Here is a 25,634-nt window from a genome sequence, read left to right on the forward strand (position 1 = left end):
AGCAGGCTCGCTCCCACAGGTTGATTTGCATTCCAAGGGGAGATGACTGGCTCCCACAATGAAATGCAGTTCAATTGTGGGAGCGAGCCTGCTCGCGAAGCTTTTCAGCCTTTATGGCAATTCGCGACTGGCATAGAACGCACTGAGCACTTTGACCAGATGCGCCAGGTCATGGCTGCCGCACAGCTCGCGAATCGAATGCATGGCGAAGGTCGGCAGGCCGATGTCGACGGTGCGCACGCCCAGATGGCTGGCGGTGATCGGGCCGATGGTCGAGCCGCAGCCCATGTCGCTGCGCACCACGAAGCTTTGCACCGGGACTTCTTCGGCCATGCACAGGTGGCGGAAGAAACCGGCGGTTTCGCTGTTGGTGGCGTAGCGCTGGTTGCTGTTGACCTTGATCACCGGGCCGGCGTTGAGTTTCGGGCCGTGGTTGGCGTCGTGCTTGTCCGCGTAGTTGGGATGCACGCCGTGGGCGTTGTCGGCGGAGACCAGCAGGGATTTCTGAATAGTGCGCACGAACTCGTCGCCTTCTGGCAGCAGGCGGCGCAGAGTCTGTTCGAGCATCGGGCCGTCGGCACCGCACGCCGAGCACGAGCCGACTTCTTCGTGGTCGTTACAGACCAGCACGCAGGTCTCGTCGGTTTCGGCGGTGAGCAACGCTTGCAGGCCGGCGTAGCACGACAGCAGGTTGTCCAGACGCGCACCGGCAATGAAATCGCCGTTCAGGCCGATCACCGCAGCGCTTTGCGTGTCGTAGAAACTCAGCTCGTAATCCAGCACCACGTCGGCGTTCAAACCGTGTTCGCGGGCCAGTTGGTCGGTGAGCACGGCGCGGAAATCGACGCGCTCGTCACCGGCGAATTGCGCCAGGATCGGCGGTAGTTCGGTCTGCGCGTTGATCGCCCAGCCCTGGTTGGCTTCACGGTTGAGGTGAATGGCCAGGTTGGGAATGATCGCGATGGGTGCCTTGAAGTCGATCAACTGACTCTCGACCTTGCCGTCACGGCGGAAGGTCACGCGGCCGGCCAGCGACAGATCGCGGTCGAACCATGGCGCCAGCAGCGCGCCGCCGTAGACTTCGACGCCCAGTTGCCAGAAGCCCTGACGTTGCAGTTCCGGTTGCGGCTTGACCCGCAGGCACGGGCTGTCGGTGTGAGCGCCGACCAGACGGATACCGTCGTGCAGTGGCGAGTTGCGGCCCATTTTGATCGCGACGATGGAGGAGTCGTTACGGGTGACGTAATAGCGGCCGTTGGCCTCGGTGGACCATGGCTCGCGCTCGTCGAGGCGCACATAACCGGCGGCCTCCAGACGCTGAACGAGGCTGGCGGTGGCGTGGAACGGGGTAGGGGAGGCCTTGAGAAAGTCGATCAGGCCCTGGTTCAACTCTGCGCGCATAAGAAACTCCAGACAGCAATGGGCGGCAGTTTAACGCATCACTCAGCGCCATTGGGCAAGTGGTTTGCGCAAGCACGCTCAGGAGTGCTGATCGATGCGCTTGCGCAGGTAGGCAATGATGGCTTGTTGATCATCCTTTCTGGCGGGTTTCGGCAGGTGCTTCGGCCAGCCCTTGCCGCTGCCGAAGAAGGCCTTTTGCGTGACGCTGTCCCAACGCAGGATTTCCCGCGACGCCGATTCCCACCATTCGTGACGGCAGATCTCGTAATACGGATGGGCAGGTGCAGCACTGCCGAACAGCAACGCCCGGCCGACTTTCTTCATGCCGCCGCGCTTTTTGCGCAGCTTCCACTTGATGCGCAGGCGCTCCCAGGTTGAGGGAACGGGTTTGCTGCGCGGAACCTCGTTGCACAGCTCTGGCAGTTCGAGGTGGAAGGCCTCGCCGTAACGGGCGAAAAAATGTTTCTGCATGGCGTGGAAGAAGTTCTTGTCGGCGAAGTAGTGATAGATGAATTTCTTCGCTTCCTGGATCGGCTGGTCGCGCATGGCAAAAGACAGTGCAATCTGTTCGATCGTATGGATGTCGAACGGGTCCTGCGTCCACTCATCGATCAGCCGGATCGACTTGTCCAGCAGCGCTGAATCGCCATCGGTGATGCCGCACAAGCCGCTGTTGTAGAGCTTGAAGCTGTTCGTCGACGAGATGCCGTGGACTTGCAGGCAGCGCGCGAGTTTTTCGTAGTCCGCCCGGTTACAGACGTAACTCCAGTCATATTCGAAGCGGTCCATCACGTAACGGCCGGGCGTGATCATGCTGAACAGCCGGTGCGGCGAACCGAGAAACAGCGTATCGGTGTCGACAAACAGGGTTTTTTCGGCAAGCGTCAGGCCCAGCGCAATGGCGCACGCTTTGCGGCGGTGGTGGTAGCCGTTCTCGCCCTGCCACTGGATCAGGGTCTGCTCGCTCAAAGGGACGGTATCGACCGGCCAGCCGGCATAGTCCTGCGGACGATCGGTCAGCACTCGGATGCACAACGATTCATCTGGCTGCAGCTGTGCAAGGGCGGTGAGGATGCTGAATTTTGCCTCGCGCCGATAAACGTCTTTGTCGCCATAGATCAGGTAGAGCAGCTGGTGCGGTACTTTTTCCAGGGGGGGGAAGGCTTCGCGCATAAGCGGCTCCATACGGCGGGGGGCGCGAGTTTACCGTATTGCTCCGCTGATTTGCAGGCCGGACACTTGCTTCAAAGTGTTGCCAGGGAGGGCGTCAACCAGTGATCAATCTGCCAGAGAGGAAGACTTCACGGCGTTGCTTGCGACCGACGTATTCATGTTTGCTCAACTGATAGACAGCCTCGAACCTGTCTCTCGATAAGCCAGGCAGTGCACTGAGGTATTGATCTACCAGGCGATCGTAGGCGGCTTCGGTGATGAATTTGTAGATATCCCGACGATAGAAGAAGCCGAGTTGAAAACCGAGTGTTTCACTTGCGTGCGCGGTCGGGCCTGCGAAGCAGTTTTCAAAGTCGATGGCTTTGAGTGGCCTTTGCGTTTGCTCGGGCACCATGATGTTGCCCACCCAGAAATCCATGTGGGTGATGTTCTTGCTGGCGAGCGAGCTGAGCAGTTGAAACGCGTCGAGGATAAAGGCTTCGATGTTTTCGGGATTGCGTCTGATGCACTCGGCCCCATCCATATGGCCTTCGAGCAGGTGAGTCAGCAGGAAGAACTCCTCGGTCAGGCCGAGTCTGCTGCGGGTATAGCCATAGCCCTTCAGTGGAGGCATCTCCACGCCCCGGCGCTGAGCTTCGAGGGAATTCATCAGCTCTTCAAGAGGCCAGTCGAAGCGCCCGTTGCGTTGCGGTTTGTTCAGGCTCACCCGCACCTTTGCCTTGAACGTGTCCAATGGCTGGACCTTGGCAAATAGTGGTGTTTCACAGGACGATAACGGTGCGCTGGCTCGGGTCAGTTTGTGCGCGCGGCGTTTTTTAATGAGCTGCTCCAGGGCCTGGCGTGCCTGGATGCTGGGTGCTTCGCTCAAGTGCAGGGTCGTGTTACCGAATGCGTAGATGATCGGGTATTCGGATTGAAGTGTTTTGCTGCAGAACACGGAAAAGGCCTCCTGCCTGATATCGAAGTGCCATGATTTTATATTTGATTACAATTTTATGACAGTTCTTTACGTCAATCTATTGCCGGTGGATTTTTGGCAGGACAAAAAAAGCCCTTCACCAGGAAGGGCTTCCAAAGTATTCACGCAATTCAGAACGGAGCCGGGCACTCGAAGCGCAGGCGCTCGCCGGTCTGCGGATGAGTGAAGCTGAGCATGCTCGCGTGCAGGCACAGACGCGGCCAGGCCGCCAGCGCTTGCTCGTGGGCGTAGAGTCCGTCACCGAGCAACGGATGGCCGATCGACAACATGTGCACGCGCAATTGATGCGAGCGGCCGGTAATCGGTGTCAGTTCGACACGGCACCAGTCGCCGCAACGTTCCAGCACCTTCCAGAAGGTCAGCGCATGCTTGCCGAATTCGTGATCGACGACATGCCGTGGCTTGGTCGGTGGGTCGTAGCGCAGGGGCAGATCGATGCTGCCGCTGTCCAGCTCCGGCTGACCCCAGGCCAAAGCGGTGTAGGCTTTTTCGGTTTCGCGATCGTGAAACTGCCGCGACAGTTCGCGATGGGTGTCGGCGTCACGGGCCAGCAGGATGATCCCGGAGGTTTCCCAGTCCAGGCGATGAACGATGCGCGCTTCCGGGTAGCCGTTTTCCTGCAGGCGGGTAATCAGGCAATCCTTGTTGTCGTCTGCGCGGCCGGGCACCGAGAGCAGCAGGGTCGGTTTGTCGACCACCAGTACGGCGGCGTCCTCGTGGATGATGCGGATGTTGGACAGCGGCATTAAAACAGCCTCGTAACAAATGCCAACGGCGGCTCGGGACTGCTGATAACTCTGTAGGAGCTGCCGAAGGCTGCGATCTTTTGACTTTGAAGATCAAAAGATCGCAGCCTTCGGCAGCTCCTACACGAGCATCAACAGCCCGAGCCGCCGTAGCGACTGCCAAATCGACTCAGCGATCGGGCAGGGTGATGTTGAGTTCCAGAATCGAGCAACTGCCCTGGCTTTCCAGTGCAACATGTACGTCGTCGTTGCCGATGTTGACGTACTTGCGGATCACGTCGACCAGTTCCTTCTGCAAGGCTGGCAGGTAATCCGGCGTGCTGCGCTGGCCGCGCTCATGCGCCACGATGATCTGTAGACGCTCTTTCGCTACCGAGGCGGTACTTGGCTTTTTGTTGGCACGAAAGAAGTCAAAAAGGTTCATTACCTACCTCCAAACAGGCGCTCGAAGAATCCCTTCTTCTCGACATCGAGGAATCGGTGGGCTTTTTCTTTGCCCAGCAGGCGGTCGACGGTATCGCTGTAAGCCTGACCGGCATCGCTCTGGTCGTCGAGAATCACTGGCACGCCCTGGTTGGAAGCCTTGAGTACCGCCTGGGATTCCGGGATGACGCCGAGCAGGGTCACCGAGAGGATCTCCTTGACGTCTTCAACGCCAAGCATCTCGCCCTTTTCAACCCGCTCCGGGTGGTAGCGAGTGATCAGCAGGTGTTCCTTGATCGGGTCTTCGCCACGTTCGGCGCGGCGCGATTTGCTCGCCAGCAGGCCGAGCATGCGGTCCGAGTCACGTACCGAGGAGACTTCCGGGTTGGTCACGACGATCGCTTCATCGGCGAAATACATGGCCAGGTGCGCACCTTTCTCGATGCCCGCCGGGGAATCGCAGACGACGAACTCGAATTGTTCCTTGAGCTCCATCAGGACTTTTTCCACGCCTTCGACGGTCAGCGCGTCTTTGTCGCGGGTCTGGCTGGCCGCCAGTACGTAGAGGTTTTCCAGGCGCTTGTCTTTGATCAGTGCCTGTTGCAGGTTGGCTTCGCCGTTTACCACGTTGACGAAGTCATACACCACGCGGCGCTCGCAACCCATGATCAGGTCGAGGTTACGCAAGCCCACGTCGAAGTCGACGATCACTGTTTTGTGGCCGCGCAGAGCGAGACCGGTACCGATAGCGGCGCTGGTGGTGGTCTTACCCACACCACCCTTGCCGGATGTAACCACGAGAATCTTGGCCAAGGTGTTTCACCCCTAAGGAAGAAGGACTGTTCAGCCCCTGAAAAACATCTCTTGAAAACTACTGCAGTCGGACAGCCTTGGCTGGAATTTGGCTTTGGGCCTTTTTCCTACTTCGTTTGAGCCGTTTTCGCTACGTTTTAGAGATGCTTGGAAAATGCGGCAGTATCCGTTAAAGCCGAATGATGTTCAACACGTCGCCTGACAGGCTGACCTGGACGCCCGAGCCCCACATCGGATCGCGACGCAAATCCTCGGAGACCTTGTAATGACCGGCGATGGAGATCAGTTCAGCGCTCAATTGCTGACAGAAAATCCGTGCCTTGGTGTCACCTTTGACGCCGGCCAGCGCACGGCCGCGCATCGGGCCGTATACATGGATGTTGCCATCGGCGAGAAGTTCCGCCCCCGGACTGACCGATGAGACCACGACCAGATCGCCACCCTGGGCATATATCTGCTGGCCACCACGTACTGGCGTGGTGATTACGCGGGTCGGTTTGACGGTCGGCTCAGGCGGCTTTTCCGGCTTCTTTTTGACTTCGGCTTCCGGCGTCTCCAGCGGACGCTCGCGGGCGCCGGAGGGCGGTAGCACGGGGATGTCGATGGCGATGGCGGCGGCGATGTCTTCGATGCGGCTGGCGCGAATGGCCAGGGTACGCAGACCGTGCTGACGGCAGACGCGCATCAGCCCCGGCAGGTCAACCGCGCCCTGATTCGGCGGCAGTTTGTCCAGAGCCAGAACCAGCGGTGCATTGCTGAAAAAATTCGGCGCCTGGGCGACTTTGGCGGCCAATTGCCGATCGAGGCTTTCGAGGTCGTTACGGGCCAGTTCCAGCACAGTGATGGCCAGCATGCTGCCCTTGAGCTGGAATACGGGATCTTGGTCTAACGGGTCGGTTTGGCTCATGTCGGCATACAACGGCTTGTCACTAAAAGTGCCGAGACTTATAACGAGAACGCCCGCGAGCCGCAAGCCGGGTCGAACGATGTAGAATGCGCGGCCACTGTATTTACGGAAGCTTTAATGGATCGCCCGCGTTTTCGAAAAGCATATCTTGCTCCGCGCTTCTGGCCGCTCTGGTGCGGCCTGGGGCTTTTGTGGCTGATCGTGCAGTTGCCGTATCCGGCGCTGCTGACCATCGGTCGAGTTTTGGGCGCGTTGATGTATCGCGTCGCCAGCGACCGGCGAACCATCGCCCGGCGCAATCTTGAGTTGTGCTTCCCGGAAAAATCCGCCGCTGAGCGCAAACGCCTGCTCAAGGAAAACTTCGCCTCCACCGGCATCGCCTTCTTCGAGATGGCGATGAGCTGGTGGTGGTCGCGCGAGCGTCTGGCGAAACTGGCCCACGTCGAAGGCCTTGAACATCTGCAGAAAGCCCAGCGCGAAGGCAAAGGCGTGATCCTCATGGCCGCGCATTTCACCACCCTGGAAATCGGCGCGGCGCTGCTCGGCCAGCAGCACACCATAGACGGCATGTACCGCGAACACAAAAACCCCTTGTTCGACTTCGTCCAGCGCCGTGGCCGCGAGCGGCACAATCTCGATTCGCTGGCGGTGGAGCGCGATGACGTGCGCGGCATGCTCAAACTGCTGCGCTCGGGACGGGCGATCTGGTATGCGCCGGATCAGGATTACGGCGCCAAGCAGAGCATCTTCGTGCCGCTGTTCGGCATTCAGGCCGCCACCGTCACTGCGACGACCAAGTTTGCACGGCTGGGCAAAGCGCTGGTGGTGCCGTTCACTCAGGAACGTCTGGCCGACGGCAGTGGTTATCGCCTGGTGATCCATCCGCCGCTCGAAGATTTCCCCGGCGAAAGCGAGGAGGCCGATTGCATCCGCATCAATCAGTGGGTCGAGAGTGCTTTACGTGCCTGCCCCGAGCAGTATCTGTGGGCGCATCGGCGCTTCAAGAGTCGCCCACCGGGTGAGCCGAAACTTTATCCCAAGCGTCGTTGATTAGCCGATCTGACAAGCACCGTGGAGTGTTGCGATGAGTCCTGCTGAACCGGTCACAGGTTTGATTCTTTCCGGCGGCGGGGCCCGGGCGGCTTATCAGGTCGGGGTGCTGGCGGCGATTGCCGAGTTGCTGCCGGTCGGTGCGGACAATCCGTTTCCGGTGATCGTCGGCACCTCGGCCGGGGCGATCAATGCGGTCAGCCTGGCCAGTGGTGCCATGGATTTTCGCGCTGCCATCGAACGCCTGACCCAGTTCTGGCAGGGCTTTCGCAGCCACCGCGTGTTGCGCAGCGACTGGCCGGGCGTGATCCATCAGGCCAGCCGTTTCGTCAGCCACAGCCTGCTCGGCCTCGGTCGGCAGATGCCGGTGGCGTTGCTCAACAGTTCGCCGCTGCGCGAGCTGCTCGAGGAAAAACTGCACCTGCCCGGCATCGCCGAATCCATCGCGCGCAAGCAATTGCACGCGGTAGCGGTGACCGCGTTCGGCTACGAATCGGGGCAAGCGGTGACGTTCTATCAGGGCGGCGGCACCATCGACGCCTGGCTGCGGCACCGCCGTATTGGCGTGCCGACGCAATTGTCGGTCGATCACCTGTTGGCCAGTTCGGCGATTCCGCTGTTGTTCGCGCCAGTGAAAATCGGCGAGGAATATTTCGGTGACGGCGCAGTGCGCCAGTCGGCGCCGATCAGCCCGGCGCTGCATCTGGGGGCCAGTCGCGTGCTGGTGGTGGGCGTCAGCGGCAACCCGCGCGGCGTCGATCCGCAGCAGCCGCTGGAGCGCGCCTACAGCGGCCAGCAACCGACTCTGGCGCAGATTGGCGGGCACATGCTCAACAGCACGTTCATCGACAGTCTGGAGAGCGATATCGAGTTGCTGCAGCGTCTGAATCAGTTCAGTCATTTGCTCCCGGCCGGCACACCTACTCGTGCGCTGGGTGTGGCGCCGGTGGAAGTGCTGGTGATTGCGCCAAGTCAGCCGATCGACGAAATCGCCGCGCGGCATCGCCAGGAGTTACCGGCGGCGTTGCGCCTGTTTCTGCGCGGGCCGGGGGCGACGAAGACGAGCGGGGCGGGGGTGCTCAGTTATCTGCTGTTCGAGGCGGGGTATTGCAGCGAGTTGATCGAGTTGGGACGGCGGGATGCGTTGGCCAAGCGCGAGGAGCTGTGCCGGTTTTTGCGGATATCTGAAGCGGTGGCTCCTGCCTGAAATCTGCGGTGAGGCCTTCGCGAGCAGGCTCGCTCCCACATTGGAACTCGGTCTGAATGTGGGAGCGAGCCTGCTCGCGAAGCTTTTAGGGTCAGAAGTGGAACTTGACCAGGAAGCTCGTGGTGCTCTGATCGGTCTTGAAGTACTGGCTGTCCTTGATCCCGTACTTGTCCGACCAGTAGTCGTACTCGACACCGACATACAACTGCTTCTCGCCGAAATTCAGCGCCTTGCCCAGGTCGTATTTGACCTGCGGGTTGAAGTGCAGGTTGGCGTGGTAGTCGCCCTTGGAATTGGAGTCGTTGTCGACCACCCAGTCCATGAAGCCGTCGATGAGGATGTTCGATTTGCCCACCGGGATGGTGTAGGACCACACCGGGGTGATCTGCCAGACATTGTCACCGGCGCGTGCGCCCTGGGTGTGACGCTGGTAGAAGTTCAGCTGGAAGTAATCGAAGCCTGGAATCGCCAGGTCGAAGCCCGGACCGATCAGGTACGACTCGGTATCGCCTTCACCGAACTCGTAGGTCATGGCCAGCAGCACGTCAGTCACCGGACCAAAGGCCAGTTTCTGATCGAAGATCTTGCCGAATGACAGGCGCGGGCTGAGCTCGCCGTAGTAGGTGTTGGAGCCGACGCCGCCATCATCCTTGCCGTTGTAGAAGATCTTGTCGATGAACAGGAAGTTGTCCCCATACTTCCAGGCATCGGCGTGCTCGAAGGTCACGGTCTGCTGAATGCGCGGGTTGACCTGGAAGTCCTTGCCATACAGGTAGGTCAGGCTGTTGTTCTGCCACTGCAGCAGGCCTTCGGCCATCGCCTGGCCGCCGGCGAACATCGATCCGGCCAGCATCAGGCTGGTGCACATACGTTTCATTCGGTTGCTCCCAAAGTAGGTGTTCCACGTTATTTTTTTAAGATCGGCGCTCTGATGTGGCGCCTTTTTTCGTACCGCAAATTTCATCCGATCGGTCAGCTTTGAATGCTGGTAGCAAAAGCTGCGCCAAGGCTTTTGAAAAACCAAAAAACGCCCGTTCGGCTGCTGAAAAACAGTCGACGAGCGTGTTTTCGGGATGCCTCAGGACTGACCGCAGCCGGGATAAGTTGGCTTTTCGGTCAGAAATTGAATTCAGGCTTTTTTTTAGAGCGAATTCGGAAGGCCGCGGAGAATACTGACTCCTCGGCCAACGCTCAAGTGCCCCGCAACAGAGCACCGACGGCAGGCATGGCGCACGGTTGCGGGCCATCTCAGAAGTGCACCTTCAGCAGCAGGCTGGCGGTGTTCTGGTTGGTATCGAACGCGTGGCTGTTTTCAATGCCGTATTTGTTCTTCCAGTAGCTGTACTCGGTGCCGACGTATACCTGTTTCTGGCTCCAGCCCATGGCTTTGCCGAGGTCGTATTTGATCTGCGGATTGATGTGCAGGTTGGCGTGGTAGGTGCCGCGCGAGTTTTCGTCGTTGTCGACGACCCAGTCGAGGTAGCCGTCGATCAGCACATCGGAATTGCCCAGCGCAAAGCTGTAGGACCACGCGGGGGTGATCTGCCAGACACCATCGCCGGGCCGCGGGCCTTCGGTCTGGCGGCGGAAAATGTTCAGGGTGACGTAGTTGAAGCCGGGCACTTTCAGGTCGAAGCCGGGGCCGATCAGATAGGCCTCCGTTTCGCCTTCGCCGTACTCGTAGGTCATCGCCAACAGCACATCCTTGATCGGGCCGAACTCGATCTTGCGGTCGAGGATCTTGCCGAAGGACAGACGCGGGGTGAACTCGCCGTAGAAAGTATGCGGCCCTTTGTTCGGGTCTTCCTTGCCGTTGTAGAAGATCTTGTCGACGAACAGAAAGTTGTCGCCGTACTTCCACTTGTCGGCGTGCTCGAAGGTGACCGTCTGCTGATACGAGGGGTTGATCGCGAAATTCTTGCCGTATAGATAGCTGAGGCTGTTGCTCTGCCACAGCAGCAGATCGCCGGCCATGGCCTGACTCGCGGCCAGCAGGCCGCCACTCAACAGAACGTTGCTTTGCGTGCGGATCATCTGTTGCTCCCTGTTGTTTTTATTGTTTGAGGCACAAGCAGTTGCGTAGTCCCTGTGGGAGCGAGCCTGCTCGCGAAGCGGTTGTGTCAGTCGCCATCAATGTTGAATGACACAGCGCTTTCGCGAGCAGGCTCGCTCCCACAGGTGGTGTGGTGGTTTCAATCAGTGAGCATGGCAATCATTGATCGCCGCACGCTCCTTGCCGCCGAGGATGTTGAACAGCAGGTTCAGCGTCAGCGCGCTGAGGGTGGCCATGGCGATGCCGCTGTGGGTGATCGGGCTCATCCACATGGGCAAGTGGGCGAAGAATTCCGGACGCACCACCGGGATCAGGCCCATGCCGATGCTCACCGCGACCAGCAACTGATTGCGGCGGTCACCGATGTCCGCCTCTTGCAGGATCTTGATGCCAGTGGCGGCGACCATGCCGAACATCGCAATTGCCGCGCCGCCCAGCACCGCCGGTGGAATCGATGCCACCAGAAACGCCGCTTTCGGCAACAGGCTGAGGACGATCAGCAGGCCGCCGGCAACGATGGTCACCGAACGGCAGCGCACGCCGGTCATCTGCACCAGGCCGATGTTCTGCGCGAACGAGGAGTGGGTGAAGGTGTTGAAGAAACCGGCGAAAAACGACGCGCCGGCATCGCACAACAAGCCACGACGGAGCATGCGCGGGCAGACTTCCTGGCCGGTGATCTTGCCCAGCGCGAGAAACATCCCGGTGGACTCGACGAAGATGATCACCACCACCAGACACATCGACAGAATCGGCGCCAGCTCGAACTTGGGCATGCCGAAATGCAACGGGGTGACGAACTGAATCCACGGTGCGCTGGCCATGCCGCTGAGGTCGACCATGCCGATCACGCCGCACAATACATAGCCCAGGCACATGCCGATCAGTACCGAAATATTGACCCAGAATCCGCGCATGAAGCGGTGAACCAACAGAATGGTCGCCAGCACCAGCGCAGCGATGGCCAGATAAATCGGCGAACCGAATTGCGCGGCGTCGACACCGCCACCGGCCCAGTTCACGGCCACGGGGAACAGCGATAAACCGATCGAGGTGATGACCGTGCCGGTCACCAGTGGCGGGAAGAAACGCACGACCTTGGACATGAACGGCGCGATCAGCATGCCGAAGAAACCGGCAGCGATGGTTGCACCGAAGATGCCTTGCAGACCGATGCCGGGCATACCAGCCATGGCCACCATGCTGCCGACCGCAGCGAAACTGGCGCCCATCATCACCGGCATGCGAATGCCCATCGGGCCGATGCCGAGCGACTGCACGATAGTGGCGATGCCGGCGACGAGCAGGTCGGCGTTGATCAGGAAGGCGATTTCTTCACGACTCAGGCCAGCGGCCTGTCCAATGATCAGCGGCACCGCGATGGCACCGCCGTACATCAGCAGAACATGTTGCAGACCGACCAGGATCAGTTGCAAAAGGGGCAAACGCTGAATGGCGGGTGCGTCGGGGATGCGCGCTTTGGACAGCTCGGACATGCAACACCTCGGATCTTTTTTATTCTTGTGATTAACAGCTGCCGGGTTGCTTGCAGCTGTTTCTTTGCATCAGGCAGACCGCGGAGCGGCCATTCGCGGGCAAGCCCGCTCCCACACAGGCTATGCAAAACCCTGTGGGAGCTGGCTTGCCAGCGATGCTTTTAACGATTAATTGGTTTGCGCTCCCTGGGCAATCCAGGCACCGATCAGGTCACGTTCCTGCTGGGTCATCTGGGTGATGTTGCCCAGCGGCATGATCTGCGTGGTGATGGCTTGCGCCTGAATGCGCGCGGCGTTCTGGCGGATCTGCTCGGGGGTGTCGAACATCACACCGGCCGGGGCTGCGCTGAACAACGGGCTGGTCGGCTTGGACGAATGGCACACCGTGCAACGCTCTTGAATCACGTTGTGCACCTTGTCGAAACCGGGGCCGGCATTCGAGGCTTGCGCGGGTGCCGCCGCAGGGGCTGCGGGTGCCGCAGGTTGCGCCGCTTCGGCCGGTTTCGCGCCACCGCCCAGTGCCGTTTCCGGCAGCGGTTGGTACTCGATTTTCGCCGGTGCCTTGGCCACTTCAGGTGCGCTCGACATCGGCGCCGGGCCAGTGACGTAGGCCAGGCAGATCATGCCCACCGCTGCCACCGGCAGGGTCCAGGCAAACTTGTGGCTGTCGTGACGGGTGTTGAAGTAGTGACGCACCAATACCGCCAACACCGCGATCCCGGCGAGGATCAACCAGTTGTACTGGCTGCCGTAAGTGCTCGGGAAGTGGTTGCTGATCATGATGAACAGCACTGGCAGGGTGAAGTAGTTGTTGTGACGCGAACGCAGCAGACCCTTGGCCGGCAGGGCCGGATCCGGCGTGCGGTTCTCGGCGATCGCCGCGACCAGTGCCCGTTGCGCCGGCATGATGATGCGGAACACGTTGCCGACCATGATGGTGCCGATGATCGCGCCGACGTGCAGGTACGCACCCCGACCGCTGAACACTTTGCTGAAGCCATAGGCGGCGGCAATGATCAGCACGAACAGGATGAAGCCGAGCAGGGCGGGTTTCTTGCCCAGGGCCGAATCGCAGAGGAAGTCGTAGACAAACCAGCCGACGATCAGCGAGCCGATACCGATGGCCACGCCTTCAGGACCGCTGAGGCCACTGCCCGGTGCCACGAGGTAGAGCACCGGATTGGAGTAGAACACCACGCACAGCAGCGCGATCCCCGACATCCAGGTGAAGTAGGCTTCCCACTTGAACCAGTGCAGGTTGTCCGGCATGGACGGTGGGGCCAGTTTGTATTTTTCCAGGTGGTAGATGCCGCCGCCGTGGATCGCCCACAGATCACCGGCCAGACCGGTTTTCGGGTTGACGCGGTTGAGGTTGTTCTCCAGCCAGACGAAGTAGAACGACGCGCCGATCCAGGCCACGCCAGTGATCATGTGAACCCAGCGCACGCTCAGGTTCAGCCATTCCAACAGATGTGCTTCCACAGTCTTTACCTCTCGCCTGTCACTCTTGTTGTCGAGTGATCAGACCTTCTCTTATTGGTGGGGGGCGAGGATCAACCGCTCATCCTCTTTGAAAAAATGCTCATCGCAGTTATTGCCTGTGCCACTGCGATCAACCACCAGGAAGTCATCCCGCTTTTCGATCGTCAGCACCGGGTGGTGCCAAACGCCGCGATGGTAATTGATGCCCTGCCTGCCGTTGGTGACGAAGGCGCGGACCAAGCCTGATACAGGTTCATCGCCAACTGGCGCGACCACGATCAGAAAGGGGTTGCCGAGCAGCGGTATGAAAGCCTGGCTGCCCAGCGGATGGCGTTCCAGCATGCAAACGGTCAGCGGCATGTCCTGCGCGTCGGCGCGGAAAATGCTGATGATCGCGTTGTCCTCAGGCGTAGCGGTTTCGACCGTCGCCAGTTTGTGGAAGCGCATGGTCGAACCGTTGTTGATCATGAAGTGATCGCTGCCGTCGGTTTCGATCACGTCACCGAAAGGGGCGAAGGCTTCTTTGGTCAGCGGTTCAATCGTCAGTGTGCGCATGCTGTTCTTCTTATCCGAATTCTGTGTTGTTAGAACTATCGCCATCGCGGGCAAGCCCGCTCCCACTGTGATCTGTGGCATTCACAAAACCTGTGGGAGCTGGCTTGCCAGCGATTGGTTTCAACCTTGTTTAGCGACCTTGCCCAATACACGCAGGCGACTCACGCCACCATCCGGGAACACGTTCAGGCGGATGTGGGTGATCGGGCCGAGTGCCTTGATCTGCTCGACGAAGGTGTGTTCGGCGTGCATTTCAAGCTTCTGGCTTGGCAGCAGTTCGCGCCAGAACAGCGACTGGGTTTCGATCTGGCTGTCGGTGCCGCCCTTGACGAAGGCGCCCTGGATCGAGCAGGTGTCCGGGTAGTTGCCTTTGAAGTGCAGGGTGTCGACGACGATCTTCTCGATCTCGCCTGGATGACCCAGGGCGACGATTACCCAGTCATTGCCCGGCGTGCGACGACGTGCGGTTTCCCAGCCGTCGCCCATGTTGATGCCGCGGCCCGGGTTGAGGATGTTGCTCATGCGGCCGAAGTGTTCGTCGGAGCAGGCGAGGGCGCGGCCACCGTTAAGGGCTGCGGCCAGATCGACCTGCTCGTTGTCGCCCACAGCGGACCAGTCGCGGAACGGAATGCCGTATACGCGCAGACGGGCAACACCACCGTCCGGGTAGATGTTGAAGCGCAGGTGGCTGAACGCTTTGTCGTTGCTGATTTCGTGGTAGTGGTGGCTGTTGCCCTGCAACTCGACGGCCGACAGCACTTCGGTCCACTGGGTGTTTTCATCCGGCTCGCCCGAGGCCAGGAAGCACGCTTCCAGCGAGGCCGACGGCGGATAGTTGCCGGTGAAGAATGAAGTGTCGATGTCCACGCCTTTGATCGAGCCCGGTACGCCCAGACGGATCACCGCGCTGTCGTAACCTTCGAAGCGCTTGCGGCGCGACTCCCAGCCGTCCATCCACTTGCCGTTGTCATCGAACACGCCCTCCTTCCATACGGCCGGGGTCGGTTGGAACAGACGATTGGCGTCTGCGAACCAGTCATCGGTGACCGAAATGATCTTGGTGCCCAGACGGGCGTCGGCCAGGTTGACGTATTTTTCGAAAGGTACGGCGTAAGCTTTCATTCTTCTTGTCTGCCTTTGATAAGTTGGCTGGGGATGCTCGCAGGGCCCTGGGCGTTTGCGCGTTCATTCACGCTCGGGCCAGGCTTGCTAAAGAGTCAGTAAACGGAACAGGGCAATCTTGTTGATCTCCGCCAGCGCGCATTTGAACTCGGCTTCCACCGAATTGTTGATGCGCGTTTCGAACGCCGCGAGGATCTGATGCCGGTTGCTGCCTTTTACCGCCATGATGAAGGGAAACTTGAACTTGGCTTTGTAGGCGTCGTTCAGCTCGGTGAAGCGCTGGAACTCTTCGGCCGTGCATTGGTGAATACCGGCGCCAGCCTGTTCATTGGTGCTGGCTTCGGTCAGTTGGCCCTGGACGGCAGCTTTGCCGGCCAGGTCCGGGTGAGCGTTGATCAGGGCCAGCTGGCTGGCATGATCGGCGCTCAACAGGATATCGCTCATGCGCTGGTGCAGGGTTTCGATCTCGTCGATCGAAGCGTCCGCACCGAGGTCGTAGGCCTTTTCGGCCACCCATGGCGAATGTTCGTAGATGTCGGCGAAGGCTTTGACGAAAGCGTCGCGGCTCAGGGTCGACGGTTGCAGGGTTTGAAAGCGGCTCATTTTGCAGTCCCTTGGTACGGGTGGGTTTGCTGCCAGTGGCGTGCGATGTCGACGCGACGGCTGAACCACACCTGTTCATGACTTTTGGCGTATTCGATAAAGCGCTTGAGCGAAGCGAGGCGACCAGGACGGCCGATCAGGCGGCAGTGCAGACCGATCGAAAGCATTTTCGGTGCCTCGGCACCTTCGGCGTAAAGCACGTCGAATGCGTCTTTGAGGTATTCGAAGAAATCGTCACCCTTGTTGAAACCCTGCACTTGCGTGAAGCGCATGTCGTTGGTGTCGAGGGTGTAGGGGATCACCAGATGCGGCTTGCCGGTCGGGTTGTTCGGTTCCCAGTAGGGCAGGTCATCGTCGTAGGTATCGCAGTCGTAGAGGAAACCGCCTTCTTCCATGACCAGGCGACGGGTATTCGGCCCGGTACGGCCGGTGTACCAGCCCAGCGGACGCTCGCCGGTCAGTTCGGTGAGGATGCGGATCGCTTCGAGCATGTGCTCGCGTTCCTGCGCTTCGTCCATGTACTGGTAGTCGATCCAGCGGTAGCCGTGGCTGCAGATTTCGTGGCCGGCCTCGACCATCGCACGGATCACGTCCGGGTGACGCTGGGCGGCCATGGCCACGGCGAAGATGGTCAGCGGAATATCGAATTCCTTGAACAGCTTCAAAATGCGCCAGACGCCGGCACGGCTGCCATACTCGTAAAGCGATTCCATGCTCATGTTGCGCGCGCCCTGCAGCGGCTGGGCAGCGACCATTTCCGACAGGAAGGCTTCGGATTCCTTGTCGCCGTGCAGAACATTGCGCTCGCCACCTTCTTCGTAATTGAGCACGAAGGACAGGGCGATCCGGGCATTGCCCGGCCAGTGTGGGTGAGGAGGGTTACTGCCGTAACCGATCAGGTCGCGTGGGTAGTCAGCGCTCACTGCAGTCTTCCTTCTTGTACGTTGACAGATTGGTGTGGCGGCCTGGCAGGCTGGCGTCACAGCGATGGGCTGATTGTATACAACTTTATTTACATTTTGTAAGCCTGAATTTTCGCATTTTTCACCGGCTGTCATCTTTTGCTGTTAATGGTTCCGGCCTGCAAGAAACCTGCCTGACCAGTCAGCTAATGAATAGAAGGTTCAATGATCAGGCGCTTTGCCTGCGAATTGGCGATTAAGGCCCGGATGGCGGGGGGGAAGCGAAAAATGTCGTTTTTATTGTGTACAATTTTTTTGAAAAGTGTCTTAATCAGTCGCTCGCCGCAGCGTTTCGTGCTCCGAAACGGTGCGGTCTCCTTTTCAACTGACTTCGGGAGGCGCGAAGTCTGACCGCTTGTTGCGGCCGGGCGCGCAGAATCAATGGGACGTTTGACAACACACGTTTTGGACGCTGCACACGGTTGCCCGGGCAGCTCGATCAAGGTCGAGCTGTACCGCGTTGAAGGATCGCACCTGGAATTGGTCGCCAGTGCGACAACCAACAGCGATGGCCGGGTCGATGCGCCGTTGCTGCAAGGCGATGATTACCGCACCGGGGTTTATCAGGTGCAGTTCCATGCTGGCGATTACTACCGCGCCCGGGGCGTGCAACTGCCCGAGCCGGCGTTTCTCGATGTCGTCGTATTGCGTTTCGGCATCTCCGCCGAGCAGGACCACTATCACGTGCCCCTGCTGATTTCGCCTTACAGCTATTCCACGTATCGGGGCAGCTGACCCCCAAGCAGCTGCCCCCACCGGGAAGCGACTGCGCATATAGCTTCTTTGGTCTTTCGCCCGCTCACACTGCGGGCTTTTTTTATGCCTGTTTACAGCTCATCTGCCGGTGCAGGCGGGTAGCGGCTCAGCGCTCGCGGATAATGAATACCGAATCTGGCGTGGACGCGACCTTCAATACGCCCCCGATCAGCCATACCACTTTGTTCTGCGCGGCTGCATCGGTCAGTGCCTTGAAGGCGTCCTGACCGATTCTGGCGGGCAAGCCCGGTTCCGCCAGTTCGTTGCCAGGCACATGAGTCAGGCCGGCCTGACTGATCGCACCCAGTTTCAAAAAGAAGATCTGATCGTGACCGGCTCGTTTGAAGACCAGCGTCAGCATTCTGTGCTCATAAGTCAGTGGAAACAGCTCGTAACCACAGCCGACCAGCAACGCGCCGAGCAATCGCCGCAGATTCAGATCCGAGGGATAGGTCTTGTAATGATTCCAGGCAGAGGGGAAATGCTGCGGATCGAAGCTCAGGCGTTGCAATTCGCTGTCGGTCTGGGAAGGCATCGGAATAAGCCGTTTGCTTCCCAGGTCGATGTCCGGTGCAACGGCCAGCATGTTCAGCGGGTCGGCAAAATCTGGAGCTGTGGAAAACGGCAGTTGTTTCCACTGATGCAGAACGGCCTGGACATTGATCAATCCGGTGCCGGTAATCGTCTCGGAGTGATCGGCGAGTTCGAACAACCTGCGGGCGACGGCCCTTGCTGTTGCTTCAGAGAAATCGGGGAACGCGCGAGCGACGGACGTTGATATCGGCTCTTCAAAAAAGCGTTTGCCCGGATGGACCTCACCCGGATCACTGCCGATGCGAAAAGTCGCTACCGGCTGTCGCTCGGGCATGTTTATCAGCATGCTTTCGAAAGTATTGAAATCTGTCGGGACAAACTCGGGATGACATACGAAATACACTTTGGGTGTCGTGTTCGAGCCGACAGGGACGATTGGATAATGCAGCCAGCCAAGCTGTACAGATTCGATGTGCACAGGTTTGTTCAGGTGCCCCCAGGGCAGCCAGAAATACGGGGTCAGCTCCTCAGGCGCAGTCGTGGCTTTCGACGCGGTTAGCGTTTCTGTGGCCTCGGCAAGTCGTGGACGCTTGCTCGGGCCGGGTAATGCGTTGTCGGACTGGCTGGCTTCGGGCTTGGTACCTGATGGCTTCGTCCCGGGTGTTTTTCGCCGCCAGAACACGGTGCCGGGGATTTGCTCGAAGAAAACGTCGGGTGCATTGGTCGTTGAGGCAAACGCTTGTTGATATTCACCGTCCTGGTTTTTGCGCACCATGACGGTGCCGTCTACCGTGGTTACGAAGGTCTGCCTGAGTCTGTTGTAACGAAGGCCTTCTGTCGCCATTTCCGGCTTGGTCAACGTCATGGCGTCGGCCGGCGAGATGTATGAGGGCAAGTGTGGTGTGGAGGACGCAGGCCGGTTGGAGGGCCTCTCGGGCCGCTGGATTTGCCAGATCGCCTGACCCTCGGTTCGCGTCAGAGGCAGACCGGGCACGCCGGGCGCGAAGGTCAGTGGCACATGGTAGTTGCCTTGCCCGTCCTGCTCGACGACAAACTGGCCTTCATTGGCGATTTGAGCGTAGGTGCGCTGATCCGGTCCAGTGAACAAGCCATCGTTCTGCGTCACCGGCACCAATTCGTGGAAACGCTCTTGCGGCCAGGCGATTGCGTTCCGAGTGGCGCTGAAATCATGCGCTGCATCTGGCAACGCTTGAAGGCTGACCGTGGGCACTGCGTTGGCTGCGGCAGAGGTGGCTGGCGCTTGGCTGATCGCCGGCGAATCGATGCCCAGGAGCAGGGCGTCAGGCATGTCCAGGCCCACATTTTTGACGAGGGGCGGTGATCCGGGGTGTGTGGCATCGGGCGAATCGGGCGATTTTATGGTCGGGATTTTTTTGGGTGATTTGGCCATGGGAAATACTCGGAAAAAGAGCGCGCAGACGCGTGCGGGTGCCGCGTAGACAGTACGCTGATAAAAAAAGGGTGTTTGTTGACGGGTTACCGCGAATTACGCGGGAGGCACTTTCATCAGCGAAACAGGGCGGAAAATGTTGGTCTGGTGACTGCAGCGATTCACTACTCTTAACGCAGACTTTTCGATGCGGGATTTGTCGGCACGCAATACCCAGCCATGGGCGGCCAGGTTGTAGCCCACGCGTGCGGTTTCGTCGTTGACGCAGATAACGTTCCAGACTTTGACTTCGTCGTTGGCCAATGCGGCAAGATATGGCGGGAGCGCTTTTGAGGCGTCTGGCTCTTCGAAAAAACGTGCATCAAGCCCATCCAGATAAATGCGATCAAAGACCAGATCGACCGTGTGCACAACTCCACCGGTGGTAATAACGCGGATTTGATCTATCAGATCTTCGCTTCCATAGACCGGCAGATAAAAAGTGGTGGTGCCGATGGAGAGCCGGTTTTCTTCCAGCCTTATTTCGACCTTGCCGAGCTGCGTTGCATCAAGTTCCCAAGTGGATGAATAGGGCAGGCGAACTTTGGCATCGGCAAGTGCGCCGGGAGTCGAGAGTTTGATGGTCATGTCCGGGAGTACGTGGATGAGATAACTCGAACCCTCTCCTTCGTAGTTGTCCATGTCGGTTTGCACGGCCAGTCGAATCGGCGTTGCGCAAACTCTTGTACGGCCCATCGGTTCAGCTGCTTTTTCAGCCAGATTGTGAAAGTAACGCTGAGAGCGAACCTCGAGCGGCAGTTTCATCTGGGTCACCCAATCCCGCGATACCGTGAAATCCGTAAAGGCAGGTGCGATTTCGGTTTGCGCTGTAAGCTCGGCATCTGCAACGACACCGTCCTTGAAAATCAATACGTAACGGCTGAACGGACGAACAGCCATGGTGCGCAGGATTTTCGTAATATTGTCGTGATCGTCTTCGTTACGCGCAGCGGAGTAATAATTGAGCTTGATGCTTTTCGCGCCGAAGTGATAGACGAGATGGCAACCAACAGTCAGGTGATATGACTTGGGTTTGTCCGAGAAAAAATGCGCCTCCGCTTTTGTCAGCTCGTCGCTGCGGAAATCCAGATATATCCGGGTAATGACATCAGAACGTAAAACTGCGTAAAAAGTGGTTGTCTTGCCGGTTCTCGGGACGTAATAGGCAGCGGGTTTGCGGTGGCGGATCCAGCATTCCGCTGCATAAATAATGATCGGGTTTACCGGTTTTCCACGTTTGAGGAAAATTTCGGTTATTTCTACGGTGTGGCCGTCCGGGATTGTGTCTGGCAGATCAAGTCTGAAATGGAAATCATCGCTGGTTACGAAAACCAGGTTTTTGTTGCTCAACTTTCTAGTGTGTTCGGTGTTCGTATAAACGTCATGAATGGTCAACACGTTTTTGAGGTGGTCAGACGTTTCGAAACCTGAGCGGATGACCAGGTCGTTACCCTCGATATCAAAGGATTCAATCAACTCCTTGCGCCAGTTCATGACGATGTAGCTGGTCTGTTCACCATCATCGACAATGGAAAAACGGCCAGCCACATGCGCAATGTAATATTGATCGGTGCCGGCGCCTCCCGACGCTTTTGCTCTTTCGTGGGAGAGAAATATCTGGTCGTCCCCAGCGCCAGCTTCAATGCTGTCGCTGCCCCGGGATTTGATGATGTTGTTTTGCGCGGAGCCCGTTACCACGCTTGCCGCGCGATGGACTGTCTCAACGTTTTCGATGCTGTCCAGCAAACTGTGCAGGATAGATATCCGGTTATTGTCGGCATCGACATCGCTCGTGATGATCTGCAATGTTCCAGCCAGCAGATCTACGTCATAGCCAGTTCTGTTGGTATTTCGGGAGGAGTAGCTGCCGCCGAGTACCAGTGTGTCATTTCCTGCGCCGCCGCTCAGCGTCGAATGATCTGCGACATGGCGACCCCTTTCAAGGAAGTCCGCTGCGTTCTCAAACAGGAACTGGTCATTTTCTTCGCCCCCCGAAAGTTGTTTTTTTCCTGACTTGTAATGGAAGGTGTTGGGTTTTTTTTCTACCCCTTTGATCGAGTCGTTGCCCTCGCTGATGAACCAGAGAACGTTCTTGCCCTCTGCGGCGACCCCCAACTCCGCGCCGGGTGTATCTTTTGTAACCCCTGCGCGTGCATCAATGATGTCATCGGTGCCTACCACTTCAGGGACATTGACCGATTCCCACGCATCCTGTTTGGTCCACCAGTTTCGTTTCCAGACCCGCGTTGGTTTCAGACGCACATCGAACTTGCCGTTGACGATGGCTTCGGTGGTCTCTTTCAAGGGGCCATCGAGCAGCGTTCTGGCGGACTTTTTCAGTTGCAGAGAGTGCTGCAACAGCGTCTTTGCCTTGATATAGCGGTTTTGAACGCTTTGATCGACCTCCATCATGCAGAACGAAAACCAACCGCTACGCCACCGTTCATCGACAGTCAATTCAATGTAGTCATCTATATCGTCAACGATACGCACCGCACCGTAGACCTGTGAGCCGATGGCGAGGATCGCGCCGGCTGCAAGTCCGACAGGGCCGGCAAACGAGAACCCGGCCATCGCGGCGGACCCGAGGATGACAGTCATGGCTGCACTGGTAATGCTCAGGCCAGCGCTGACGTAATGATCCATCGCTTCTTTGCCGGTGGCATTCTGAGCGGCGTTCATCGACCTCACGGCGGTAAAGATGTCGAAGGGCAGCGTCAGCATGCCGCCGACCAACCCTCCCGATCGACCCAATCTGAGTGCAAAGCGGGTTTTGGCGAAGTCCCGATAAGCACTTTGCCCGGCTGTGAGCATCTGCGTGGCTATCTTGCTCACCGCGACATCGGCCGCGATGGAGCCCAGCTCCGATACAATGCCTGCGCTGTTTATCGCTATTTCAGCAGTGTTTTCGGCTTTGATCGCATCGACAACGCCGCGAATTCCCATAAAGATGCCGAAGCCCTGGATGCCCACGCTGGAGCCCAGCGTCGCGTAACTTTTGGTCAATGCGGCCCAGCGGGGATGATGTTTGGGGACGTGCACGTGTTGCAGATCAAGCGACTGTGCGGCACTCAGAAGTTTGACAAGTTTGTCGCGGTAATTGCCGGATACAGTATCTGCAGCACTCTCCCTCAGGAGCCGGGGAGCGGTGAGCGGGCGCTGGCTGGCCATTTCAAACAGGAGCGTGGGCAACAAGTAGCTATCGCTGCCCGTTGAAGTTTTCAGGTAGTGTTCAACTTTATTGGCGTCGAACTGCAGGCTATTGATAAAAGAGCGTTTGGGGCGGCGAAAGAAACTGTTCTCGCCATTCAACGGATGACCATCAATGGTCGCGCCTAATCCGTCGAGTGCAGTACGGGTAATCGAAATGTCGCCAATTTCGAAAGGGCCGAAAACTTCGTCCACCATTTGCAACTGACTCGATTTTTCGTTAGTTCGGCTCTGATCGATGGTTGAGGGCTTGTATTCGTTGGCTTCATAGCCCAGATCCATGATTATTACGGTATCGGAAACAGGTTGCAGGTCCGCATGTATTGAAGGGTCGGTTTGTGCTGTTGCTTCGCTTATCAGTGTGGCCATTAGAACTTCCTTGTTCCGGCAATTGTCGTTAAGGCGAAGAATATTACGTTGGCTTTTCCAGAGCTGTATATCGGGGGGTTGTTGCTATCTATTGCATATCAAAGATTGAATGTTGTTCGAGTTGAATTGATTCAAAACAACACATCATCCCGCCCGAGGTCCGTTCCGGCAGGATGATCAATAGTGGCGCTTTTCAGTGGCTGCCAAGCAACGACGCGGCGCCAGCACCACCAAATAGTCCGGCACTGACCCGATTGAACCAACTCTGGCCTTTGCCGCTGCGCAGATAACGTGCGGCGCCATGGGCGCCCAGGCCATAGGCCAGCTTGCAGCACAGATCGAGCACTACCCAGGTCGCGATCATGATCAGCAATTGCGGCAGAAAAGGTTGCTCAGCGCGGAGGAACTGCGGCAGAAACGCGGCGAAAAACAGGATGTCCTTCGGATTGCTCGCACCCAGTACAAAGGCGCGTCCGAACAATGTGCGAAAGCGCGGCACCGGTGCAGCCTCAGGTACTTCGGCGCCCGTCGATGGCTGCCGCGACTGCTGCCAGCTCTGCCAGGCGAGGTAGAACAGGTACAGCGCACCGACTATTTTCAGTGCGCTGAACAACTGCTCCGAAGCCATTAGCAATGCGCCGAGGCCAAGTGCCGACGCGCTGAGCAGGCAGATCGAGGCGATCACGCCACCCAGGAACGCGGGGTACGACCGGCGCAAACCGTAATTCAGACTGTTGCTGATCATCAGCAATGACAGCGGTCCCGGGATCAGGATCACCACCAGCGCAGCGCCACTGAACAGCAGCCAGGTTTCCAGACTCATCGTATTGCTCCTTTGTTGTTATCGAGATGTGCAAAAGCCCCACCGGTGAGGGTGAGGCTGGTTTGAAGCCTGAACCGCGCAACGTTTACAGGAAGATGAACTTGGCGATGAAGATCGCGCAGAGCACCCACAGGCTGACGGAAATTTCCTTGTACTTGCCGGTGCCAGCCTTCAACGCGACGTAAGTGATGAAGCCCAGCGCGATGCCGTCGGCGACCGAAAAGGTCAGCGGCATCATGATCGCCGTGACGATCGCCGGAATGGCGTCGGTCGCTTCGTCCCATTCGATGTGGGCCATACCGCCCATCATCAACATCGCCACGTAGATCAGTGCACCTGCCGTGGCATAAGCGGGAATCATGCCAGCCAGCGGTGCGAAAAACATGGCCGCTATAAATAGCACACCCACGGTAACTGCGATAAGACCAGTCCGACCACCAGCGGCCACGCCAGCGGCACTTTCCACGTAACTTGTCACAGGTGGAACCCCCACCACGGCGCCGAATACGCTGGATGCGCTGTCAGCCTTCATGGCTCGGGAAAGATTCTCGATGCGACCGTCAGCGGCGACAAGGTTGGCGCGCTGGGCCACGCCCATCAGCGTACCGGCGGTGTCGAACATGTGCACGAAGAGGAAGGCGAGCACCACGCTGATCATGCTGACGTTGAACACGCCGGCGACATTCATTGCCATCCAGGTCGGTGCCAGGCTCGGCGGCGCGGACATGATGCCCTCGTAGTGCACCAGACCCAGGCCCCAGCCGGCGAGCGTGACGGTGATGATGCTGATCAGGATCGCACCGAACACACGGTGGTAACTGAGGATCGCGATCATCAGGAAGCAGATCGCGGCGAGCAGCGGGCCAGGTTCACGCAGCGAACCCAGCTTGATCAGCGTCGCCGGGCTGTCGACGACGATACCGGCCGTCTTCAGACCGATCAGGCCCAGAAACAGACCGACACCGGCGCCCATCGCGAACCGCAGGCTGACCGGGATACTGTTGAGCAGCCACTCGCGGATCCGCGAAAAGGTCAGGAACATGAACAGCACGCCCGAGACAAACACCGCGCCGAGGGCGGTTTCCCAGTTGTAGCCCATGGTGCCGACCACGGTGTAGGTGAAGAAGGCGTTGAGGCCCATGCCCGGTGCAAGCCCTACCGGCCAATTGGCATAGAGCCCCATCAACAGGCAACCGAGCGCAGCGGCGATGCAGGTGGCGACGAAGGCCGCACCGTGGTCGATGCCGGCATCGGCCATGATGTTCGGGTTGACGAAAATGATGTAAGCCATGGTGATGAAGGTTGTCAGACCGGCAATCAGCTCGGTCTTCACCGTGGTGCCATGCAAGCTGAGTTTGAACAGACGCTCCAGCAGGCCATTGCGTAATGGCGGCGTGAGCTCGAGCGGCGGTGCTTCGGATTTGCGGCTTTCCACAGCGAGTACTCCTCAAGAGTTTTATTGTTATTTCCAGGGCCGGACCCATGAGGGGTGGCAGCGGCCCTTTGAGGCATACGCGAAT

At 58.6% G+C, this 25,634-nt stretch carries 22 protein-coding genes; 3 read left to right on the top strand and 19 right to left on the bottom strand.

Going from position 1 to position 25,634, the window contains the following annotated elements:
• Nucleotides 1–111: 111 nt before the first annotated feature.
• The 7 genes from AB9L16_RS07780 to minC form a co-directional block, all read right to left on the bottom strand.
• The gene (locus AB9L16_RS07780; RefSeq protein ID WP_016773748.1) at nucleotides 112–1,401 is read right to left on the bottom strand and encodes a M18 family aminopeptidase; all 1,290 of its coding nucleotides are present in this window, start codon (nucleotides 1,399–1,401) and stop codon (nucleotides 112–114) included.
• Nucleotides 1,402–1,479: 78 nt separating this feature from the next.
• Nucleotides 1,480–2,574: a hypothetical protein gene (locus tag AB9L16_RS07785; protein ID WP_375123321.1), complete on the bottom strand. Its 1,095-nt coding sequence runs from the start codon at nucleotides 2,572–2,574 to the stop codon at nucleotides 1,480–1,482.
• A 94-nt stretch (nucleotides 2,575–2,668) separates the two neighbouring features.
• Nucleotides 2,669–3,511 (bottom strand): hypothetical protein, encoded by an 843-nt coding sequence (locus AB9L16_RS07790; protein ID WP_056784015.1) that lies wholly within the window; start codon nucleotides 3,509–3,511, stop codon nucleotides 2,669–2,671.
• A 152-nt stretch (nucleotides 3,512–3,663) separates the two neighbouring features.
• On the bottom strand, nucleotides 3,664–4,299 hold the full coding sequence (locus AB9L16_RS07795; RefSeq protein WP_024012204.1) for an RluA family pseudouridine synthase: 636 nt from the start codon (nucleotides 4,297–4,299) through the stop codon (nucleotides 3,664–3,666).
• Nucleotides 4,300–4,468: 169 nt separating this feature from the next.
• Complete coding sequence (gene minE / locus AB9L16_RS07800) at nucleotides 4,469–4,723, bottom strand: cell division topological specificity factor MinE (RefSeq protein ID WP_003223146.1); 255 nt, start codon at nucleotides 4,721–4,723, stop codon at nucleotides 4,469–4,471.
• Nucleotides 4,723–5,535, bottom strand: a complete 813-nt coding sequence (gene minD, locus AB9L16_RS07805; protein ID WP_007913953.1) for a septum site-determining protein MinD — start codon at nucleotides 5,533–5,535, stop codon at nucleotides 4,723–4,725. Before minD ends, minE begins: the two co-directional genes overlap by 1 nt.
• Before the next feature lie 169 nt (nucleotides 5,536–5,704).
• A complete protein-coding gene (gene minC, locus AB9L16_RS07810) occupies nucleotides 5,705–6,442 on the bottom strand; it encodes a septum site-determining protein MinC (RefSeq protein WP_041479318.1) in 738 nt (245 codons plus the stop codon).
• 117 nt (nucleotides 6,443–6,559) lie between these two features.
• Between minC and AB9L16_RS07815 the strand changes: the two genes are divergently transcribed.
• Together AB9L16_RS07815 and AB9L16_RS07820 are read left to right on the top strand one after the other, a co-directional pair.
• A complete protein-coding gene (locus tag AB9L16_RS07815; protein WP_041479319.1) occupies nucleotides 6,560–7,492 on the top strand; it encodes a lipid A biosynthesis lauroyl acyltransferase in 933 nt (310 codons plus the stop codon).
• Nucleotides 7,493–7,526: 34 nt separating this feature from the next.
• Complete coding sequence (locus AB9L16_RS07820) at nucleotides 7,527–8,699, top strand: patatin-like phospholipase family protein (protein ID WP_041479321.1); 1,173 nt, start codon at nucleotides 7,527–7,529, stop codon at nucleotides 8,697–8,699.
• A gap of 91 nt (nucleotides 8,700–8,790) precedes the next feature.
• Here AB9L16_RS07820 and AB9L16_RS07825 read toward each other — a convergent pair whose 3' ends face one another.
• The 8 genes from AB9L16_RS07825 to puuE form a co-directional block, all read right to left on the bottom strand.
• Entirely contained in the window at nucleotides 8,791–9,576 is a 786-nt protein-coding gene (locus AB9L16_RS07825; RefSeq protein ID WP_056784020.1) for an outer membrane protein OmpK, read from the bottom strand.
• Nucleotides 9,577–9,947: 371 nt separating this feature from the next.
• A complete protein-coding gene (locus tag AB9L16_RS07830) occupies nucleotides 9,948–10,733 on the bottom strand; it encodes an outer membrane protein OmpK (RefSeq protein WP_041479324.1) in 786 nt (261 codons plus the stop codon).
• 162 nt (nucleotides 10,734–10,895) lie between these two features.
• Nucleotides 10,896–12,248, bottom strand: coding sequence for a nucleobase:cation symporter-2 family protein (locus tag AB9L16_RS07835; protein WP_042608508.1), 1,353 nt, complete (start codon nucleotides 12,246–12,248; stop codon nucleotides 10,896–10,898).
• Nucleotides 12,249–12,416: 168 nt separating this feature from the next.
• Nucleotides 12,417–13,730: a urate hydroxylase PuuD gene (locus tag AB9L16_RS07840; RefSeq protein WP_236169474.1), complete on the bottom strand. Its 1,314-nt coding sequence runs from the start codon at nucleotides 13,728–13,730 to the stop codon at nucleotides 12,417–12,419.
• 51 nt (nucleotides 13,731–13,781) lie between these two features.
• A complete protein-coding gene (locus tag AB9L16_RS07845; RefSeq protein WP_016773758.1) occupies nucleotides 13,782–14,285 on the bottom strand; it encodes an ureidoglycolate lyase in 504 nt (167 codons plus the stop codon).
• A 120-nt stretch (nucleotides 14,286–14,405) separates the two neighbouring features.
• Nucleotides 14,406–15,407: an allantoicase gene (alc, locus tag AB9L16_RS07850; protein ID WP_122611965.1), complete on the bottom strand. Its 1,002-nt coding sequence runs from the start codon at nucleotides 15,405–15,407 to the stop codon at nucleotides 14,406–14,408.
• An 87-nt stretch (nucleotides 15,408–15,494) separates the two neighbouring features.
• Entirely contained in the window at nucleotides 15,495–16,010 is a 516-nt protein-coding gene (uraD, locus tag AB9L16_RS07855) for a 2-oxo-4-hydroxy-4-carboxy-5-ureidoimidazoline decarboxylase (RefSeq protein WP_016773760.1), read from the bottom strand.
• A complete protein-coding gene (puuE, locus tag AB9L16_RS07860; protein WP_150638729.1) occupies nucleotides 16,007–16,933 on the bottom strand; it encodes an allantoinase PuuE in 927 nt (308 codons plus the stop codon). The genes uraD and puuE overlap by 4 nt, the downstream gene beginning before the upstream one ends.
• A gap of 420 nt (nucleotides 16,934–17,353) precedes the next feature.
• On the opposite strand from puuE, the gene uraH reads away from it, so the two are divergent.
• Nucleotides 17,354–17,707 (top strand): hydroxyisourate hydrolase, encoded by a 354-nt coding sequence (gene uraH / locus AB9L16_RS07865; RefSeq protein WP_007944445.1) that lies wholly within the window; start codon nucleotides 17,354–17,356, stop codon nucleotides 17,705–17,707.
• Between the two features lie 127 nt (nucleotides 17,708–17,834).
• On the opposite strand, the gene AB9L16_RS07870 is transcribed toward uraH, so the two are convergent.
• The 4 genes from AB9L16_RS07870 to AB9L16_RS07885 all read right to left on the bottom strand — a co-directional run bounded on the left by AB9L16_RS07870 (nucleotide 17,835) and on the right by AB9L16_RS07885 (nucleotide 25,549).
• Nucleotides 17,835–19,673 carry a hypothetical protein gene (locus AB9L16_RS07870; protein ID WP_375123322.1) on the bottom strand — a complete coding sequence of 613 codons (1,839 nt, stop codon included), beginning with the start codon at nucleotides 19,671–19,673 and terminating at the stop codon, nucleotides 17,835–17,837.
• 96 nt (nucleotides 19,674–19,769) lie between these two features.
• Nucleotides 19,770–23,291, bottom strand: coding sequence for a calcium-binding protein (locus AB9L16_RS07875; RefSeq protein ID WP_375123323.1), 3,522 nt, complete (start codon nucleotides 23,289–23,291; stop codon nucleotides 19,770–19,772).
• Nucleotides 23,292–23,484: 193 nt separating this feature from the next.
• Nucleotides 23,485–24,114 (bottom strand): LysE family translocator, encoded by a 630-nt coding sequence (locus tag AB9L16_RS07880; RefSeq protein WP_041479336.1) that lies wholly within the window; start codon nucleotides 24,112–24,114, stop codon nucleotides 23,485–23,487.
• An 85-nt stretch (nucleotides 24,115–24,199) separates the two neighbouring features.
• A complete protein-coding gene (locus AB9L16_RS07885) occupies nucleotides 24,200–25,549 on the bottom strand; it encodes an NCS2 family permease (RefSeq protein ID WP_375123324.1) in 1,350 nt (449 codons plus the stop codon).
• Between the last annotated feature and the right edge of the window lie 85 nt (nucleotides 25,550–25,634).

The organism is Pseudomonas sp. LW8 (assembly GCF_041956865.1).
Classification (GTDB): Bacteria; Pseudomonadota; Gammaproteobacteria; order Pseudomonadales; family Pseudomonadaceae; genus Aquipseudomonas; species Aquipseudomonas siliginis.